We start from the raw sequence: 15097 nt of genomic DNA, 5'->3' as shown, positions 1-15097 counted from the left end.
GCTACTGCCCTCCTCGGGCCAGGCCCACGCGGGTGACCTGTATCACCTGGTCGATGGCTTCCCTGGCCTTATCCAGGCCCATCAGCTCGAAGAGCCTGGGCAACAGTGCCTGCCGGATGGCGGCCTCGATGTTCTGCGGGTTCAGGGAGTGCTCGGCCACCGCCTGCCGGACCACCTCGTCGATGTCCGTGGCCTGCTGCGCGAGCGCGTCTTGGTCAGCCTTGCGGAAATTTTCTTCACCCAGGACCAGGCGACAAATACCGTAGTAAGCGCGTGCGCTGGGCTTGTCTTCCAGGTGATCCGGGATGCCCGTCACCTGTCGCGAACTTACTTGGTCCTCGAACTCCCTGAACAAGGCGTACTGCTTCAGCGGGTGGTCGAACATGGCCTCGGCCTGCGCGATTGCCTGCCTGAGGAGCTCCGAGAACACCTGCTGCGCGTACGGATCGTCGGCCAGATCCTGCTCGATGGTCCTTTTCAACCGCGTGCGGATCATGTCCGTCTCGTTGCGCGTCTTCTCATCGCTCCAGTTCTCGGCCGCTTCCAGTTGCCCCAGCTTGTGCACCACATAGACGCCCTCCGGCTCGCGCACCTGGTTGCCGATCACTTGCTTGTCCACCATGCGGCGAATCTGTTCCTCGTACGCGCTGTAGTCCACCGATTCCAGCGCATCCCGTCGGGCGATCGTGCGCAGGCCGGTAAAGAAGGCCAGATCGTCCTTCCAGGCCCGCACGTCCGCCTCAGAGAAGCTGTGGTCCTCGAAGAAGCTGCGCGACGACAGCGCCGTTTGCAGACACAAGCCAAAGGCGGTAAGCGCGGCGTAGAAGTCATCGCGCACCTTCTGGCGCGCGTCGTACGACTGGCCGTCCTCGTCCACCGCATGGCGCGGCACCAGCACCTGCCGGAAGGCTTCCGGGTCGCGGCGGTTCTTGACCTCGGCGAAGACCGCCCACAAGGCCTCGTGCAGGCCCGGCAGGCGTTTGTACTCGGTGTCGATCGAGCGGTACAGGCCTTCGATGTCGGCCAGTTCGTAGCCGCCTTGCGTGCGTGCCTCAAGGTCCTGATAGGCCCGCACGGCGGTGTCCAGCTCGCCCAGGATGCCGCGGTAGTCCACCAGCACCCCATAGCGCTTGGCCTCGTGCAGGCGGTTCACGCGCGCCACCGCCTGAATCAGGTTGTGTTCCTTCAAAGGTTTGTCGATGTAGAGCACCGCGTTGCGCGGCTCGTCGAAACCCGTGAGCAGCCTGTCGACCACGATCAACAGATCAGGGTCCCCGTCGCCGCCGAACGCCTGAAGCACCTGTTCCTCGTAGGTGTCGGCCTGGTGGCCCACGTGGGTGTTCCACCACTTCTGCACCTCCGGCAAACGGCCTTCGTCCACCTCGGTGTTGCCCTCGCGGCTGTCGGGTGCAGACATGACGACGGCGCTGCTGACCAGGCCCGTGTCGTCCAGGTACCGCTGGTAGCGGATCGCGTCCAGCTTGCTGGCCGTGGCCACCTGCCCCTTCAAGCCCAACCCGGGCTTCTTGAAGTGCTCATTGAAATGCTGCGCAATGTCCCAGGCAATGAGTTCGAGGCGATTGGCCGCGCCGTACACCACCCGCTTGTGGGCGAACTTGCGCTTGAGGTCGGCCGCCTGCTCCGGGCTCAGGCCGGCGGTGATGCGGTCGAACCAGCGGTTCACGGCCTCTTCGCTGATCGTCAGCTCGGGCACGCGCTCCTCGTACAACAGCGGCGCCACGGCCCCGTCTTCCACCGCGCGCTGCATGGTGTAGGCGTGCACGATGGGCCCGAACTTGTTGGCCGTCTTCTCGCTCTTGAGCAGCGGTGTGCCGGTGAACGCCACGTAGGCTGCGCGCGGCAAGGCCTTGCGCATGCGCTCATGCGTCTCGCCGCCGTGGCTGCGGTGGCCCTCGTCCACCAGCACGATCAGATCGGCCGAGGGGTTGTAGCAATCGGCCAGTTTCGACGCCGTGGCGAACTTGTGGATCAGCGTGAAGACAATGCGCTCGCTGCCCTTGCCGATGCGCCGGGCCAACTCACGCCCTGTGCCCACCTTGGCCTTCTCGCCGTCCTTGCGCGTGGCCACGGCCGAGCCGAACGCGCCACTGTTCATGAAGTTGCGCGCAAGCTGGTCTTCCAGGTCCAGACGATCCGTCACCACCAGCACGCGGCAGGCCTGCGTACCTGGGTGCAGCACCAGCGCCTTGGTGAGAAACACCATGGTGAAGCTCTTGCCCGAGCCCGTGGTGTGCCACACCACGCCGCCCTCGCGCGCGCCGTCGGGCTTGCGCTGGCCAATGCGCGCCAGCAGCGCGCGGATGCCGAAGAACTGCTGGTAGCGCGCCACCACCTTGCCCGCCTTGCGGTCGAACAGCACGAACAGGCGCAGGAACTCCAGCAGGCGGTCGGGCTGCAGTAAGGCGGCCAGCAGGCGGTCCTGGTCGGTGGGCAGCATGGGCTGTGCCCACAGTTGCTCGAAGTGGGCGCGCAGTTTCGCGGGCTTGCCCTGGAGCAAGGCCGCCTGCACGTCGGGCGGCAGCGGGCGGTTCTTCCACTCGCTCAACTGCGCATCGGAAAACGCCTCCTCGCGCCAACGCGCCCAGAACTTCAGCGGTGTGTGCGTGGTGCCGTAGCGGCCCTCGGTGAAGCTCACCGACAACAGCAACTGCGCATAGGCGAAGAGCTGCGGAATCTCGTCCGGCCGCTGGTTGCGCAAGTGCTGGCTGATGCCCTCGTTCACCATCGCCTGGTCCGCGCGCACCGCATCGGGCCGCTTGGCCTCGATCACCACCAGCGGCAGGCCGTTCACGTAGGCCACCACGTCGGGGCTACGGTGGTGCGTGCCGTGGGTGGAGAGCACCTGCAGCTCTTCCGTCACGTCCCAGCGGTTGGCGCCCCCGTCGTGCCAATCGATCAGCGCAATCGTCGGCTGGTGCCTCTTGCCGTCGGGCATGAACTCGGTGACCGTGATGCCCAGCGTGAGCATCTGGTACAGCCGCTCGTTGGCAGGCAGCAGGCCTTCGGCCAGGCTCAGGGCCTGCACCTGGCGCACGATCTGGTCGATGCCGCTGGGCGAGAGCGGGAAGGTTTCGCCCTTGTAGTCGAAGCGGCGGGTCTGCAGGACTTCGATCAGCCGGGGCTTGAGGATCACCTCGCGCGTGCTGCCACGCAGGGTGAGGGCCTCGGCCGTTGGCAGGAAGTGCCACCCCAGGTTGGCGAGCAGGTGCAGCGCGGGGAGGTGGGCGCTGTACTGCTCGCGAAGCTGGGGGGCGGTGGTCATGCGGGCTCCTGTGCTTGTGCTGGCTTTGCTGCAGTGCGGACGCGGCGCTTGCCGGTGAGCAGATCGGCCATGAGGGCTTGCTTCTCGGTCTTGAGTAGCTCAACCTGTCGCTCTGCCAGGCGAATTTCTTTCGATGCAGCGTCCAACTGCTCAACAATGCGTAGTTGAACTTCGAGGGGAGGGATGTTGAACGGCCAACTTAACCAACGATCCAAGTTGAACAGCATCTTCTCGATGTGCACACCGATGCTCGAGTGGAAGCAGGTCTGTTGGAAATACGTCGTCTCCGCCAGATAGGCGAGGAAGCGCGCGTCGAGACGGTCGTCGGTGTTGAGCACGGCGTACTCATTCGACACGACGGCTCCGTCCAGATGTTCCGGGACGATGCCGCAAGCCCCATGGACGATCTGGCGTTTGGAGATCAGGAAGTCGCCGCTCTTGACGTAGAACTGCGTGGGAGTCTTGATTTGCGAACCCAGCAGCACACTGCGTTTGTCTACGCCACCCCTAGAGCGACGCACGGTGACGAGGGTGTACGACTCTTGGTCAATCAGTGCGGCGGGGCGAACAACCTCAGTAAGGTGTTGTGCCAAGGTGGTCTTACGCCAATCCGATGGTGTGGGCGGGAGCTTGGGAACGCCCGGCTGTACGGATGGCGGATATGCGCCCCCAGATGCGCGGCCTCTCCCTGGTTTGGGGACTGGCATTCCAAATTTCGCCAGAAGAGCCAACTTTTGCGCGAAGCGGTTGGCGAGGAGGCGTTCGGTGCTGGAGATCGCAATATCCCAGTGCTCAAGAATCGTTGCTATTTCTTCCTGTTCCCTTATTGAAGGGATCGGTATCGAAGATGCAAGTAGATCTTCTCGGTTGATTTTTGGCATTCCTGTTCGCATGGAGCACGAGACTGCGTACTTCACAAAATCAGGCGAGAGAAGAACGTACTTTAGGTACTTCGGCAAGAGCACATTCGGCTTCGGCCACAGCGGGTACGCATCGGCGCTGCATACTCCGCGGGCACCGGGGAAACAAACTTTGTTCAGATGGGGGCGGATTTTTGAGTAGATGACGGCATGCTCATCGAACTCATACTTGCCAGAAATCAAGCCGAGTTCGGAGCAAGTCTGTGGCTGCAGCAGCCGACCGGTGCCTGATTCGATGTCTTCAGCACCGACATGCAACATTGACGAGTAGGGTTCTTCTCGGGGGTCAACTTGTCCGGACCCAATGGTCACAACGTTGCCCAAACGTTCGACGGACCAACCTTCAGGAAGCATCCGCTCCTCCTTTGCTTGTTTTTCGACGATCGCTGGCATGCCTCTCAATCGTCTCCAGCTCTTGAAGTTCCGCGCGATCTGCCTCAAGCGCTTCCGCCTTGCGCCGCGTTGCATCGAACTGCTCATAGCGTTCATGCGCAATGGTCGTCATGGCCTCGTGGCTCATGCGTCCGTTGCCTTGCAGGATGGGCTGTTCGTTGAATGTCAAAAACTTGTCGACGTATGACCGCCAGTCGGCCATGCGCAGGTTCTGGCGCTGCTTGGCCCTTAGCTCCGCAAAATCCAGGGTCATGCCGACGATCCGGTTGAGCTGGTCGAGCTCGTCTGCAGTGAGGTAGTTCTTGGCCACGGTCACGTCGGCCTTGCGGACGCGGCCACCCTTCCAGGACGTGAGCGCCATATTCGGCTGCTCGGGATCGGCCCGCCGCACGATCAGTTCGGCCGCGGTGTGGCCCGTCACCGCGAAGAACATCTTGTTTTGCACCTCGGCAAAGAACAAGCCCGTGGCATGGCCGTCGTCCGCATAGTCCACCGATAGGGCGAACAGATCGCGCACCTTTTGATAGAAGCGCTTCTCTGACGACCGTATGTCGCGGATGCGCTGCAGCAGCTCGTCGAAGTAGTCCCAGCGGCTACCGTCCTTCAGGCGTTCGTCGTCCATGACGAAGCCTTTGATGAGGTACTCCCTCAGGTGCGTGGTGGCCCATTGCCGGAACTGCGTGCCACGCGGCGACTTCACTCGGTAGCCGATGGCCAGGATCATGTCCAGGCTGTAGAGCTTCACTGTGCGGCGCACCTGACGGACGCCCTCGGTTCGAACCATTAAGTCCTCTTTAACAGTTCGAACTTCGGTCAACTCCCCTTCTTCGAGCACATTCTTGATGTGAATGTTGATGTTCGGCACCGATGTCTGAAACAGCTCTGCCAACTCGACCTGGCTCAACCAAACCGAGCCATCTTCCGCTCGCAGGAAGAACTGGGCCGTGCCGTCCTCGGTGGCGTAGAGCACAAGCTCCGTACGCGATGCCGGTTTATTCATAGCCCAGTTCCTTCAGATAGGTGGCCATCTTCTCCTCCACCGCCAGCAGTTCGGTCTTGAGCTTCATCCGCTCCTCCCACACCGCCTTGAGGTCGATGGCTTCGGTTTCCTCGAAGGTGTCCACGTAGCGCGGGATGTTGAGGTTGAACTCGTTGCTGGCAATTTCTTCACGGGTGGCTAGGTGAGCGTATCTGGCGACATCACGCCGTTCGCGCACGGCCTGCTCCACGCGCTCCATGTCCTGCGCGCGCAGCACGTTCTGGTTCTTGCCGTCCTGGTAGTCGCGGCTGGCGTCGATGAAGAGCACCTTGTCGTCGGCCTTGCGTTTGCGCAGCAGCAGGATGGCGGCCGGAATGCCCGTGCCGTAGAACAGCTTCTCGGGCAGGCCGATCACCACGTCCAGCAGGTTCTCTTCGATGAGCTTCTGCCGGATCTTGCCTTCGGCCGCGCCGCGGAACAGCACGCCGTGCGGCACCACCACGGCCATGCGGCCGGTGCGGGGTTTCATGGTCTCCACCATGTGCAGGATGAAGGCGTAGTCGGCCTTGGTGCGCGGCGGCACGCCGCGGCGGAAGCGTTTGTGCGGGTCAGTGGCCGCGGCTTCGTGGCCCCATTTCTCCAGCGAGAACGGTGGGTTGGCCACCACGATGTCGAAGTGCCGAAGCCCGCCCTTGTCGTCCAGCAGCTTGGGGTTGCGCAGAGTGTCGCCCCACTCGATGCGGTGGTTGTCTTCCGCGTGCAGGAACATGTTCATCTTGGCCAGTGCCCAGGTGCTGCCGATGGCCTCTTGCCCATAGAGCGCGTAGCGGCGCGCCCCGGTGCTGGCGCGGATGAGCTGCGCGCACTTCATGAGCAGGGAGCCCGAGCCACAGGTGGGGTCGCAGATGTCGTCGTCGGGCTGCGGGACCATCAGCCGCGCCATGAGCTGCGACACCTCGGGCGGCGTGTAGAACTCTCCGGCCTTCTTGCCGCTGGTGGAGGCGAAGTTCTTGATGAGGAATTCGTAGGCGTTGCCGATGACGTCGAGGTTGCCGATGCGGCTCTCGCGCAGGTTCAGCTCGGGCTTGGCGAAGTCCTCCAGCAGGTGGCGCAGGATGTCGTTCTTCTGCGCTTCGTCGCCGAGTTTGTTGGAGTTGAAGCTGATGTCCTGGAAGACGTCGCGCAGCTTGGTGAGGTTGGCCTCCTCGATGGCGTGCAGCGCTTTGTCGATGCGTTCGCCGTTGCCGGGCTGGTGCCGCGCGTCGTACAGGGCCTGAAAGCCGGCGTCGGGTGGCAGCACGAAGCGCTCGGTGCGCAGCAGCTCCTGGATGAGCTCGGGGTGGTCGCCGTGCTGGGCCTGGTAGCGCTCGTAGTGGTCCTGCCAGATGTCAGAGATGTATTTCAGGAACAGCATCGTCAGGACGTAGTCCTTGTAGATGCTCGGGTCCACCGTGCCGCGAAAGGTGTCGCAGGCCGACCAGATGGCGGTGTTGATGGTGTCCTGGTGGATGGGGGCGTGGTTCATGGGATGGCGCCGGATTCGTCCGGCGAAAGCAGTTGCTGTGCGAGAAGGTCGAGCTCTCGCTCGCGGTTGTGGATCAAGTCTTCCAAACGCCGGCGTTCCTGCACCGCTGCGGCGGCCAGGTCCACCAGCAGTCGTTGCCGCGCCAGGTCGGGCACGGCCACAGGCAGGTCCTCCAGCACCGCGCGGCGGATGCTGAGCTGGTCGGAGCCTTCGGCGTTGTTGCGCAGGTAGCGTTGGCTGGGTGCGCGGTTGATGTGCCAGGCCAGGTACTCGGGCAGCACACCCTCGCCCTTGCAGCGCAGCACGTAGAAGTACTGGGAGCACACGGCGCCGGGCGGCGCCTGGCTCAGGCACACGGCGTAGTTGCGCGCGCCCCGCGCAACGAACAGCACGTCACCGTCCCGCAGCCAGTCGGGCGAGCGCTTGGCTGCGATGTGTGTGCGCGCCAGGTTGGCCCAGGCCACGGTGCCGTCGGGTGAGACGTCGCGCATCTGAATGACCTGGGTGTTGCCGCCATCGACGAGGGGCACGCTGCCCCGGAACGGGTGGCCCGCACGCACGTCGGCGAGCCGTTTTAATGATGAAATCATTTGCATCAAGTCGAATGACGTGAAATTCTGCTTGCGGGTTCGGCATTCAACAAGTAAGCTGAAAGCATGCACACATCAAATTGGATGATGCACAAATTCCAGGGAGAAGGCATGCGAGAGTTCGAAGTCAACTGCGTCACGCGCCTCAGCCGTTCGGGTGGGCATGAGCAGCTCACCCCCGTGGGCCACATCGCCAACCACTGGCGCCTCACGCGCGAATCGGTGATCCGGCAGGTGGAGTCGGGGGCGGAGGCGTATTACACGCTCGACAAGGCCAGCGGTGAGCGCTGCTACATCCGCGTGGTGCGCGAGACGGGCCACCCGCCCTACCTGCGCACGCAGCGCGCCGGCGGCTGGACGGACCACCTCCTGGCGCTGCCCGAATGCGGGCGCACCTGCGAACTGGTGGGGTAAGGGCGTCGGCGCCTACTGCAGCAGCCCGCCCGCCATGGCCCGCAGCTCGGGGCTCAGGTGTTCCGCCCACCCCAGCTGCTCGGCCATGTGGCACACCACCCAGCGCGCCTCGGGCGGAGAGAGCACGCTGTCGGCATCCTCGCCCGCCAGTTCCAGCAGGCCGTCGAGCACCTTGTCGATGACGTCGGCCTCGGTGATGCCGAGCTTGAACTGCACCTCCTGAGCGCGGGTGACGAGGGCGGTGGCCATGTCGTCGCACACCTCGAAGCGGCGGGCGATGCGCTCGGCGAGTTGGGCGGGCCGGGGCTGGTTCGGCCGTGCGTGGAGCCGTATGAAGCTCTCGGGAATGTGGATCTGGGATGCGTCGTCCATGCCGAATCATGTCGGAATCGGCGCGCGGCGTCACGGCGTGTGAGCCGACGGCCGGGTCGGACGGGTCCGACGCGGGCGGGCGCGGTGACGCGCACATGATCAAGGGCCCATGAACTTCCGTCCCCACGCATGAACATCTTCGAAGCCCTGCGAGAGAGCCACGAACTGCAACGAAGCCTGTGCCGGCGTCTGGTGCGCGTCAAACCCGCCGAGCGCGACGCCGTCTTCCTCATGCTCAAGGTCGAGCTCGAAGCCCACGCCGCCGCCGAGGAGCGCTTTCTGTACGTGCCGATGCTCATGACCAACCCCGGCCTGAGTTCTTCGCGCCACGCCCTGGCCGAGCACCACACCATCGAGGAACTGTGCGAGGACTTGAGCGTGCCGGACAAACGCACGGCGGATTGGCTGGAGACGGCCAAGCGCCTGAGCCACAAGGTGCACCACCACCTGCGCGAAGAGGAGCGCAAGTTCTTCCAGGTGGCGGGCAAGCTCATCAGCGATGCGGACAAGCGCACCTTGGGCCGCAGCTACCTCAAGGACCTGGTGCACATGCGCCAGCACTACGCGCAGGCCTACAAGAGCCTGGCCGTGGACCGTGATGGCGCGGTGGTGATGGCCGGCGGCTGAGGGGCCGATGACAGTAAGGGAACCCGGCGGGCCGTGGCATGCTCTGCCCCCTTGTCACTGTCGACGGTTCTTCTTCTCCTCTCATGAACGCTCTCAACGCCCTCTTCGACCAACCCCGCTTCGGCGTGCTGCTGTTGCGCTGGACCCTGGCCATCCTCATGCTGTTCCACGGCTGGGCCAAGATCACCAACGGCGTGGGCGGCATCGTGGGCATGGTCAGCGCGCACGGCCTGCCGGGCTTCCTGGGCTACGCGGTGTACCTGGGCGAAGTGGTGGCGCCGCTGATGCTGCTGGTGGGTTTCTGGGTGGTGCCTGCCGCGCTGGTGATCTTCCTCAACATGGTGGTGGCGCTGGTGCTGGCGCATTCGGGCCATTTCCTGGACGTGACCAACTCCGGCGGCTGGCGCCTGGAGTTGCAGGCGTTCTTCCTCATCAGTGCGCTGGTGGTCGCGTTCACGCACCGGCTCGGCCCGCAGCGCTGAGCGCGGGCATTGGCCGCCGCGCGGCCGAAGTTGTCAAGCAAGCATCACGCGCACCCTGCCGGACGGAACCCGGCAAGGGCTGGTGCCCACGTTATGACCATCGTCATTTCACAGGCGCCGCGCCCCCTCCATGTTCAAGTCCTCCTCGCTTTCAGGCGTCAACCAGAAAAAGGCCGACGACCTGCGGCGCCGCAACCACATTGCCAACGGGCCCACACCCGGCGAGATGCTGGATTGGCTCAAAGGTGTCAAACGCGGTCATTTGCTGGTCTTGGTAAACAAGACGGGCCGCCCCGAGGACGCCTATGTATCCGACGTTGGACGCCACTTCTTGCATGTGCTGGACGCCCCATGCCCGGAGGAAGCGGGCCGGTTTCTCCTGCTGATGCAGGGCATGCTGTCCGGCCTGGTCCATGTGCCGTTGGACGTAAGCCAGGCGGCGCAGAACTTGAGTGGAAGCCTCGCCGACCCGTACGCGACGACACACGGCGTCGTGTGGACGGACACCTTGTTCAACCAGTTGACGGTGTTGGTCGCCGCGCTCGAGCGAGATCGGCAAGCGCGGCAGGACCATGAGGGCGTGGACCTTCTGGAACAAGTCCACTCGGCGTGCGAGTTGATGGCTTCGACCGACGACCTCGACGCCATCCCGACCGCTGATGGTCCAGCGCCGTCCGGTGCGCCGCTTCATGCGGCGCCGGACATCGTGACCGATCTGGTGCAGGCGGGCATCGGCGGCCCGCCGCGGCAGGCACGGGCCACAAGGGCCACCGTTTCACTGCGATTCCTGCCGATCACCCGGTCAACGACGCCGAAGGGCGATGTGTCCGAATGACAGTGCAGCCGGGTGATGCCGGCCGCAAGAGTCGAGGCAGATAATGCCGCGCACCGAATCGCCGCCGCCCACCCACGATGCCCCCACGCCGCGCCGCCGCCACCACCCACCCCGATGCCGACAGCAGCGCCGCCCGCGCGGCCATCCTCGCGGCGGCCCGCGCCGAGTTCTCCGCCAAGGGTCTCACCGGCGCGCGCGTCAACGAGATCGCGGCTCGGGCCGGTGTCAACAAGCAACTCCTCTACTACTATTTCGGTAGCAAGGAAGACCTGTACCGCACAGCGCTCGAGGTGGTCTACACCGAGATCCGCACGCAGGAGCGCAGCCTCAAGCTGGGCGACTTGAAGCCCGAAGAGGCCATGGCCGCCCTCATCGGCTTCTCCTTCGACTACCTGGCGCAACACCCCGACTTCATCGGTCTGCTCAATCACGAGAACGCGCAGGGCGCCCCGCACGTGCGCGACTCCAGCGCCATCCGCGACACCAACTCGCCCCTGATCGATCTGATCGCCAAGACCCTGGCGCGCGGCATCCGGGCCAAGGTGTTCCGCCGCGGCATCGACCCGGTGGAGTTGTACATCTCGGTCGCGGGCATGTCGTACTTCTTCTTCTCCAACCGCCTCACGCTGGCGTCCATCTTCGATCGCGACCTGCAGTCCGAGGCGGCGGTACAGGCCTACCGCGCGCACGTGGTGGCCTTCGCCATGGCCGGACTGCGCGTCGGATGAATCCGCCGCCATCCGGCGGCCGGACGTCCATGCTCGAATACCCCGATCCCACATTTCAACCAAACGGTTGACGCCGTGTTGTCACGCCCCTATGCTCATTCCATCGAGTTTGAGAAAAGGGGCGATTTCATGCCAAGTCAGCCATCCGGGGCCTCGGGGCGCAGCCGCGTCACCGTGCTGGATCCGGCCCACCTGCCCGAGCGCTTCGAGTCCGTCGAGGCGCTGGAGGAATTCCTGTCGCGGCCCAGCCAGGCCCTCATCGACGACCTCGCGCAGGTGGACGGCGACCTCATGATCCTCGGCGTGGCCGGCAAGATGGGCCCCACGCTCGCGCGCCTGGCCAAGAACGCCGCGCCGCACAAGCGCGTGATCGGCGTCGCCCGCTTCAGCGACCCCGAAGTGCGCGAGCGCCTGGAGGCCTGGGGCATCGAGACCATCACCGCCAACCTGCTGGACCGCGCGTCCATCGAGGCCCTGCCGCGCGTGCCCAACATCGTCTTCGCCGCCGGCCACAAGTTCGGCGCCAAGGACAACCAGGCCCTCACCTGGGCCATGAACACGCACGTGCCGGCCCTGGTGGCCGACACCTTCCGCAGCTCGCGCATCGTGGGCTTCTCCACCGGCAACATCTACCCGCTCACCACCGTGGGCCGCCAGGGCGCCAGCGAGAGCACGCCGCCCGCGCCACTGGGCGAGTACGCGCAGTCCTGCATTGGCCGCGAGCGCATGTTCGAGTACTTCTCGGGCCAGCACGGCACGCCGGGGCGCATCTTCCGCCTCAACTACGCCATCGACATGCGCTACGGCGTGCTCTACGACCTGGCCTCCAAGGTGCACCGCGGCGAGGCCGTGGACGTGACCATGGGCCACGTGAACGTGATCTGGCAGGGCGACGCCAATGCGCAGGTGCTGCGCAGCCTGCGCCACTGCACCACCCCGGCCACGCCGATCAACTGCACGGGACCCGAGACCCTGTCGGTGCGCTGGCTCGTCGAACAGTTCGCGCTGCGCCTGGGCGTGCCGGCCAAGGTGGTGGGCCAGGAGGCGAGCACCGCCCTGCTGTCGGACGCCACGCTGGCCTGCCGCCTGTTCGGCTACCCGCTGGTGCCGCTGGGCGCCATGCTCGACTGGGTGGCCGACTGGGTGAAGCGCGAACAGCCCGCCTTCAACAAGCCGACCAAGTTCGAGGTCAGGGATGGCGCCTTCTGAGGCCCTGACCCTGGTGGTGCTGGGTCCGGACGATGCGCCGGACGGCCTGGCGCTGTCGGACGCGGCGGGCTGGAACCAGACCGCTGAGGACTGGCGCTTCTTCGTGCGCCAGGGCCGCGTCTTTGGCCTGCGCACCGCGGACGACGGGCGCCTGGTCGCCACCGCCGCGGCCCTTCCCTATGGCGGCAGTGTGGGCGGTGGCATCGGCTGGATCTCCATGGTGCTGGTGGCCGCCGAGTGGCGCCACCAGGGCCTGGCCACCTCGCTGATGGGGCACTGCATCGCTCACCTGCGCGCCTTGGGCGCCACGCCGGTGCTGGACGCCACGCCCGCCGGGCAACCGGCCTACGCCAAGCTGGGCTTCGACGCCGGCTTTGCGCTGTCGCGCTGGGAGGGCACGCTGAACAACGCGCCCGCGATGCAGACCGCGAGCGCCGCCGACGCCGACGCCATCACACGCCTCGACACCCTGGCCAACGGCTGCGAGCGCGCCGCCCTGTTGGCGGACTTTCTGCGACGCCCCGGCACGCGAGCCCGCCTGGCGGCGGACGGCACCGGTTTCGTGCTGGCCCGCCAGGGCCGCCGCGCCACGCAAGTGGGCCCGCTCGTGGCCGCCGACGAGGCCTCGGCGCTGTCGCTGCTGCAGGCCACGTTCGCGGACCTCGGCGGCCCCGTGTTCCTCGACGTGCCCGATCGCTGGACCGTGTTGACGGCCTGGCTGGAACAGAACGGCTTCGCCCGCCAGCGCAGCTTCGCGCGCATGGCGCTCGGTGCGGCCCCCATCGCTTGCGTCCATGACCGGTTGTTCGTCGTGGCCGGCCCCGAATTTGGTTGAGATCCCCCATGAGCCTGAGCCCCACCCACATCCAACACGCCCGCGCGCTGCTGCAGCGCGGCCTGGCCATTCCCGCGCACCCACTCGCGCTCAACGCGCAGCGCCAGCTCGACGTGCGCCGCCAGCGCGCGCTCAGCCGCTACTACCTGGACGCCGGTGCCGGCGGCCTGGCCGTGGGCGTGCACACCACGCAGTTCGCCATCCGCGAGGTCGGCCTGTATGAAGAGGTGCTGCGCCTGGCCATCGACACCGCGCGCGACTGGGTGGCCCCCGGCCGCGAGCTCGCCATGGTGGCCGGCGTGTGCGGCCGCACCGAACAGGCCGCGGCCGAAGCGCGCCTGGCCCTGGGCCTGGGCTACCACGCCGGCTTGCTGAGCCTGGCCGCCATGAAGGGCGAGAGCGAAGACGCGCTGATCGCGCACTGCGAGGCCGTGTCGCAAGAGATCCCGCTGATCGGTTTCTACCTGCAGCCCGCCGTCGGTGGCATGGACTTGAGCGCCGCGTTCTGGGCCCGCTTCGCCGCCATCCCCAACGTGGTCGCGATCAAGGTCGCGCCCTTCCACCGCTACCGCACGCTCGACGTGGTGCGCGGCGTTGTCGCGGCGCGCGCCGAGGACCGCGTGACGCTCTACACCGGCAACGACGACCACATCGTGCTGGACCTGCTCACGCCGTTCACCGTGATGCGCGACGGCCAGCCCGTGACGGTGCGCTTCCATGGTGGCCTGCTCGGTCACTGGTCCGTCTGGACCTCGGGCGCGGTGCGCCTGCTGCGGCAATGCCAAGAGGCGGCCAGCGGCCCGTCGGTGAGCGCCGAGATGCTCGCGCTCGACAGCCGCGTCACCGACTGCAACAGCGCCTTCTTCGACGTCGCCAACAACTTTCACGGCTGCATTGCCGGCTGCCACGAGGTGCTGCGCCGCCAGGGGCTGCTCGAAGGCACCTGGTGCCTGGACCCCAACGAGGGCCTAAGCCCCGGGCAGAAGGAGGAAATCGACCGCGTGTATGCGCAGCACGGTGACCTGGCCGACGACGCCTTCGTGGCCGACGGGCTGGCCCGCTGGCTGGCCTGAGCCTTGCGTCACAAGGAACCCACCATGACCCAGAACAAGCTCCTGCGCTGGACCGTCCACTACCTGCCCGCCGTGGGCCTGTTCGTGGGCTTCGTCCTGCTGTGGCAACTCGCGGTCACCCTGTTCGACATCCGCGAGTACCTGCTGCCCGGCCCGCGTGCCGTGTGGCAGGCCATGTTCAGTGACGAGATCCCCTGGCTCGCGCACACCTGGATCACCGGCGTCGAAATCCTCGGCGCCTTCGTGATCGCCGGCGTGGCCGGTGTGGCGCTGGGCATGGCCATCGCGTGGTCGCAGGGCATCTCGCGCGCGCTCACGCCCTTCCTGGTGTTCGTGAACACGCTGCCCAAGGTGGCCATCGCGCCGCTGTTCCTCATGTGGCTGGGCTACGGCATCCTGCCCAACATGCTGATCGGCGCGCTCATCGGCTTCTTCCCCGTGGTCATCAACACCGCCGTGGGCCTCACGCAGATCGACCAGGACATGGTGGACCTGGGCCGCGTGTTCAGCGCGCCCAAGTGGAAGGTGTTCATGAAGATCCGCATTCCCAACGCCTACCCCTACATCCTGAGCGCGCTCAAGGTCACCGCCACCTCGGCCGTGGTGGGCGCGGTGGTGGGCGAGTTCGTGGCCTCGCAGAAGGGCCTGGGCTACGTGATCATCACCACGCAGAGCAGCATGAACACGCCGGCCGCCTTCGCCGCGCTGGTGTGGATCTCGGTGCTGGGCTTGCTGCTCTACGGCCTGGTGGCCCTGCTCTCCCGCCTGCTCGCGCCCTGGGCCGAAGAGGCGCCGCGCTGATTTCCCGTCCGCCCCGTCCGACCCCCCACCC

At 65.9% G+C, this 15097-nt stretch carries 15 protein-coding genes; 9 read left to right on the top strand and 6 right to left on the bottom strand.

Annotated elements, in window-relative coordinates:
• Nucleotide 1: 1 nt before the first annotated feature.
• From BN948_RS20435 to BN948_RS20415, 5 genes are read right to left on the bottom strand one after another with little or no spacing between them, the layout of a single operon-like run.
• Entirely contained in the window at nucleotides 2-3283 is a 3282-nt protein-coding gene (locus BN948_RS20435; protein WP_009519498.1) for a type I restriction endonuclease subunit R, read from the bottom strand.
• The gene (locus BN948_RS26305) at nucleotides 3280-4596 is read right to left on the bottom strand and encodes a restriction endonuclease subunit S (protein ID WP_081922011.1); all 1317 of its coding nucleotides are present in this window, start codon (nucleotides 4594-4596) and stop codon (nucleotides 3280-3282) included. The genes BN948_RS20435 and BN948_RS26305 overlap by 4 nt, the downstream gene beginning before the upstream one ends.
• On the bottom strand, nucleotides 4547-5596 hold the full coding sequence (locus tag BN948_RS20425) for a virulence RhuM family protein (RefSeq protein ID WP_009519500.1): 1050 nt from the start codon (nucleotides 5594-5596) through the stop codon (nucleotides 4547-4549). Before BN948_RS20425 ends, BN948_RS26305 begins: the two co-directional genes overlap by 50 nt.
• The gene (locus BN948_RS20420) at nucleotides 5589-7100 is read right to left on the bottom strand and encodes a type I restriction-modification system subunit M (RefSeq protein ID WP_009519501.1); all 1512 of its coding nucleotides are present in this window, start codon (nucleotides 7098-7100) and stop codon (nucleotides 5589-5591) included. The genes BN948_RS20425 and BN948_RS20420 overlap by 8 nt, the downstream gene beginning before the upstream one ends.
• On the bottom strand, nucleotides 7097-7690 hold the full coding sequence (locus BN948_RS20415) for a restriction endonuclease subunit S domain-containing protein (protein ID WP_236953889.1): 594 nt from the start codon (nucleotides 7688-7690) through the stop codon (nucleotides 7097-7099). Before BN948_RS20415 ends, BN948_RS20420 begins: the two co-directional genes overlap by 4 nt.
• A gap of 111 nt (nucleotides 7691-7801) precedes the next feature.
• Here BN948_RS20415 and BN948_RS20410 point away from each other — a divergent pair, with 111 nt between their 5' ends.
• Nucleotides 7802-8104 (top strand): DUF3892 domain-containing protein, encoded by a 303-nt coding sequence (locus BN948_RS20410; protein WP_009519504.1) that lies wholly within the window; start codon nucleotides 7802-7804, stop codon nucleotides 8102-8104.
• Nucleotides 8105-8116: 12 nt separating this feature from the next.
• Here BN948_RS20410 and BN948_RS20405 read toward each other — a convergent pair whose 3' ends face one another.
• On the bottom strand, nucleotides 8117-8476 hold the full coding sequence (locus BN948_RS20405; RefSeq protein ID WP_009519505.1) for a hypothetical protein: 360 nt from the start codon (nucleotides 8474-8476) through the stop codon (nucleotides 8117-8119).
• 129 nt (nucleotides 8477-8605) lie between these two features.
• Here BN948_RS20405 and BN948_RS20400 point away from each other — a divergent pair, with 129 nt between their 5' ends.
• The 8 genes from BN948_RS20400 to BN948_RS20365 all read left to right on the top strand — a co-directional run bounded on the left by BN948_RS20400 (nucleotide 8606) and on the right by BN948_RS20365 (nucleotide 15066).
• Nucleotides 8606-9103 carry a hemerythrin domain-containing protein gene (locus BN948_RS20400; RefSeq protein ID WP_009519506.1) on the top strand — a complete coding sequence of 166 codons (498 nt, stop codon included), beginning with the start codon at nucleotides 8606-8608 and terminating at the stop codon, nucleotides 9101-9103.
• 83 nt (nucleotides 9104-9186) lie between these two features.
• Nucleotides 9187-9585 (top strand): DoxX family protein, encoded by a 399-nt coding sequence (locus BN948_RS20395; RefSeq protein WP_009519507.1) that lies wholly within the window; start codon nucleotides 9187-9189, stop codon nucleotides 9583-9585.
• Nucleotides 9586-9715: 130 nt separating this feature from the next.
• On the top strand, nucleotides 9716-10420 hold the full coding sequence (locus BN948_RS20390; protein ID WP_009519508.1) for a hypothetical protein: 705 nt from the start codon (nucleotides 9716-9718) through the stop codon (nucleotides 10418-10420).
• A 77-nt stretch (nucleotides 10421-10497) separates the two neighbouring features.
• Nucleotides 10498-11148, top strand: coding sequence for a TetR/AcrR family transcriptional regulator (locus BN948_RS20385; protein WP_009519509.1), 651 nt, complete (start codon nucleotides 10498-10500; stop codon nucleotides 11146-11148).
• Between the two features lie 129 nt (nucleotides 11149-11277).
• A complete protein-coding gene (locus BN948_RS20380) occupies nucleotides 11278-12357 on the top strand; it encodes an NAD-dependent epimerase/dehydratase family protein (RefSeq protein WP_009519510.1) in 1080 nt (359 codons plus the stop codon).
• On the top strand, nucleotides 12344-13192 hold the full coding sequence (locus BN948_RS20375) for a GNAT family N-acetyltransferase (protein ID WP_009519511.1): 849 nt from the start codon (nucleotides 12344-12346) through the stop codon (nucleotides 13190-13192). Before BN948_RS20380 ends, BN948_RS20375 begins: the two co-directional genes overlap by 14 nt.
• Before the next feature lie 8 nt (nucleotides 13193-13200).
• Nucleotides 13201-14265, top strand: coding sequence for a dihydrodipicolinate synthase family protein (locus BN948_RS20370; protein WP_009519512.1), 1065 nt, complete (start codon nucleotides 13201-13203; stop codon nucleotides 14263-14265).
• A 24-nt stretch (nucleotides 14266-14289) separates the two neighbouring features.
• Nucleotides 14290-15066 (top strand): ABC transporter permease, encoded by a 777-nt coding sequence (locus BN948_RS20365; RefSeq protein WP_009519513.1) that lies wholly within the window; start codon nucleotides 14290-14292, stop codon nucleotides 15064-15066.
• Nucleotides 15067-15097 lie beyond the last annotated feature (31 nt).

It is taken from the genome of Hydrogenophaga intermedia (genome assembly GCF_000723405.1).
Taxonomy (GTDB): domain Bacteria; phylum Pseudomonadota; class Gammaproteobacteria; order Burkholderiales; family Burkholderiaceae_C; genus Hydrogenophaga; species Hydrogenophaga intermedia.
This window is presented reverse-complemented; position numbering and strand designations above follow the sequence as displayed.

Bases quoted from the DNA above. Each gene is read 5' to 3' on its own strand.
- BN948_RS20435 (WP_009519498.1), bottom strand. From the start codon at position 3,283: ATGACCACCGCCCCCCAGCTTCGCGAGCAGTACAGCGCCCACCTCCCC.
- BN948_RS26305 (WP_081922011.1), bottom strand. From the start codon at position 4,596: ATGCCAGCGATCGTCGAAAAACAAGCAAAGGAGGAGCGGATGCTTCCT.
- BN948_RS20425 (WP_009519500.1), bottom strand. From the start codon at position 5,596: ATGAATAAACCGGCATCGCGTACGGAGCTTGTGCTCTACGCCACCGAG.
- BN948_RS20420 (WP_009519501.1), bottom strand. From the start codon at position 7,100: ATGAACCACGCCCCCATCCACCAGGACACCATCAACACCGCCATCTGG.
- BN948_RS20415 (WP_236953889.1), bottom strand. From the start codon at position 7,690: ATGATTTCATCATTAAAACGGCTCGCCGACGTGCGTGCGGGCCACCCG.
- BN948_RS20410 (WP_009519504.1), top strand. From the start codon at position 7,802: ATGCGAGAGTTCGAAGTCAACTGCGTCACGCGCCTCAGCCGTTCGGGT.
- BN948_RS20405 (WP_009519505.1), bottom strand. From the start codon at position 8,476: ATGGACGACGCATCCCAGATCCACATTCCCGAGAGCTTCATACGGCTC.
- BN948_RS20400 (WP_009519506.1), top strand. From the start codon at position 8,606: ATGAACATCTTCGAAGCCCTGCGAGAGAGCCACGAACTGCAACGAAGC.
- BN948_RS20395 (WP_009519507.1), top strand. From the start codon at position 9,187: ATGAACGCTCTCAACGCCCTCTTCGACCAACCCCGCTTCGGCGTGCTG.
- BN948_RS20390 (WP_009519508.1), top strand. From the start codon at position 9,716: ATGTTCAAGTCCTCCTCGCTTTCAGGCGTCAACCAGAAAAAGGCCGAC.
- BN948_RS20385 (WP_009519509.1), top strand. From the start codon at position 10,498: ATGCCCCCACGCCGCGCCGCCGCCACCACCCACCCCGATGCCGACAGC.
- BN948_RS20380 (WP_009519510.1), top strand. From the start codon at position 11,278: ATGCCAAGTCAGCCATCCGGGGCCTCGGGGCGCAGCCGCGTCACCGTG.
- BN948_RS20375 (WP_009519511.1), top strand. From the start codon at position 12,344: ATGGCGCCTTCTGAGGCCCTGACCCTGGTGGTGCTGGGTCCGGACGAT.
- BN948_RS20370 (WP_009519512.1), top strand. From the start codon at position 13,201: ATGAGCCTGAGCCCCACCCACATCCAACACGCCCGCGCGCTGCTGCAG.
- BN948_RS20365 (WP_009519513.1), top strand. From the start codon at position 14,290: ATGACCCAGAACAAGCTCCTGCGCTGGACCGTCCACTACCTGCCCGCC.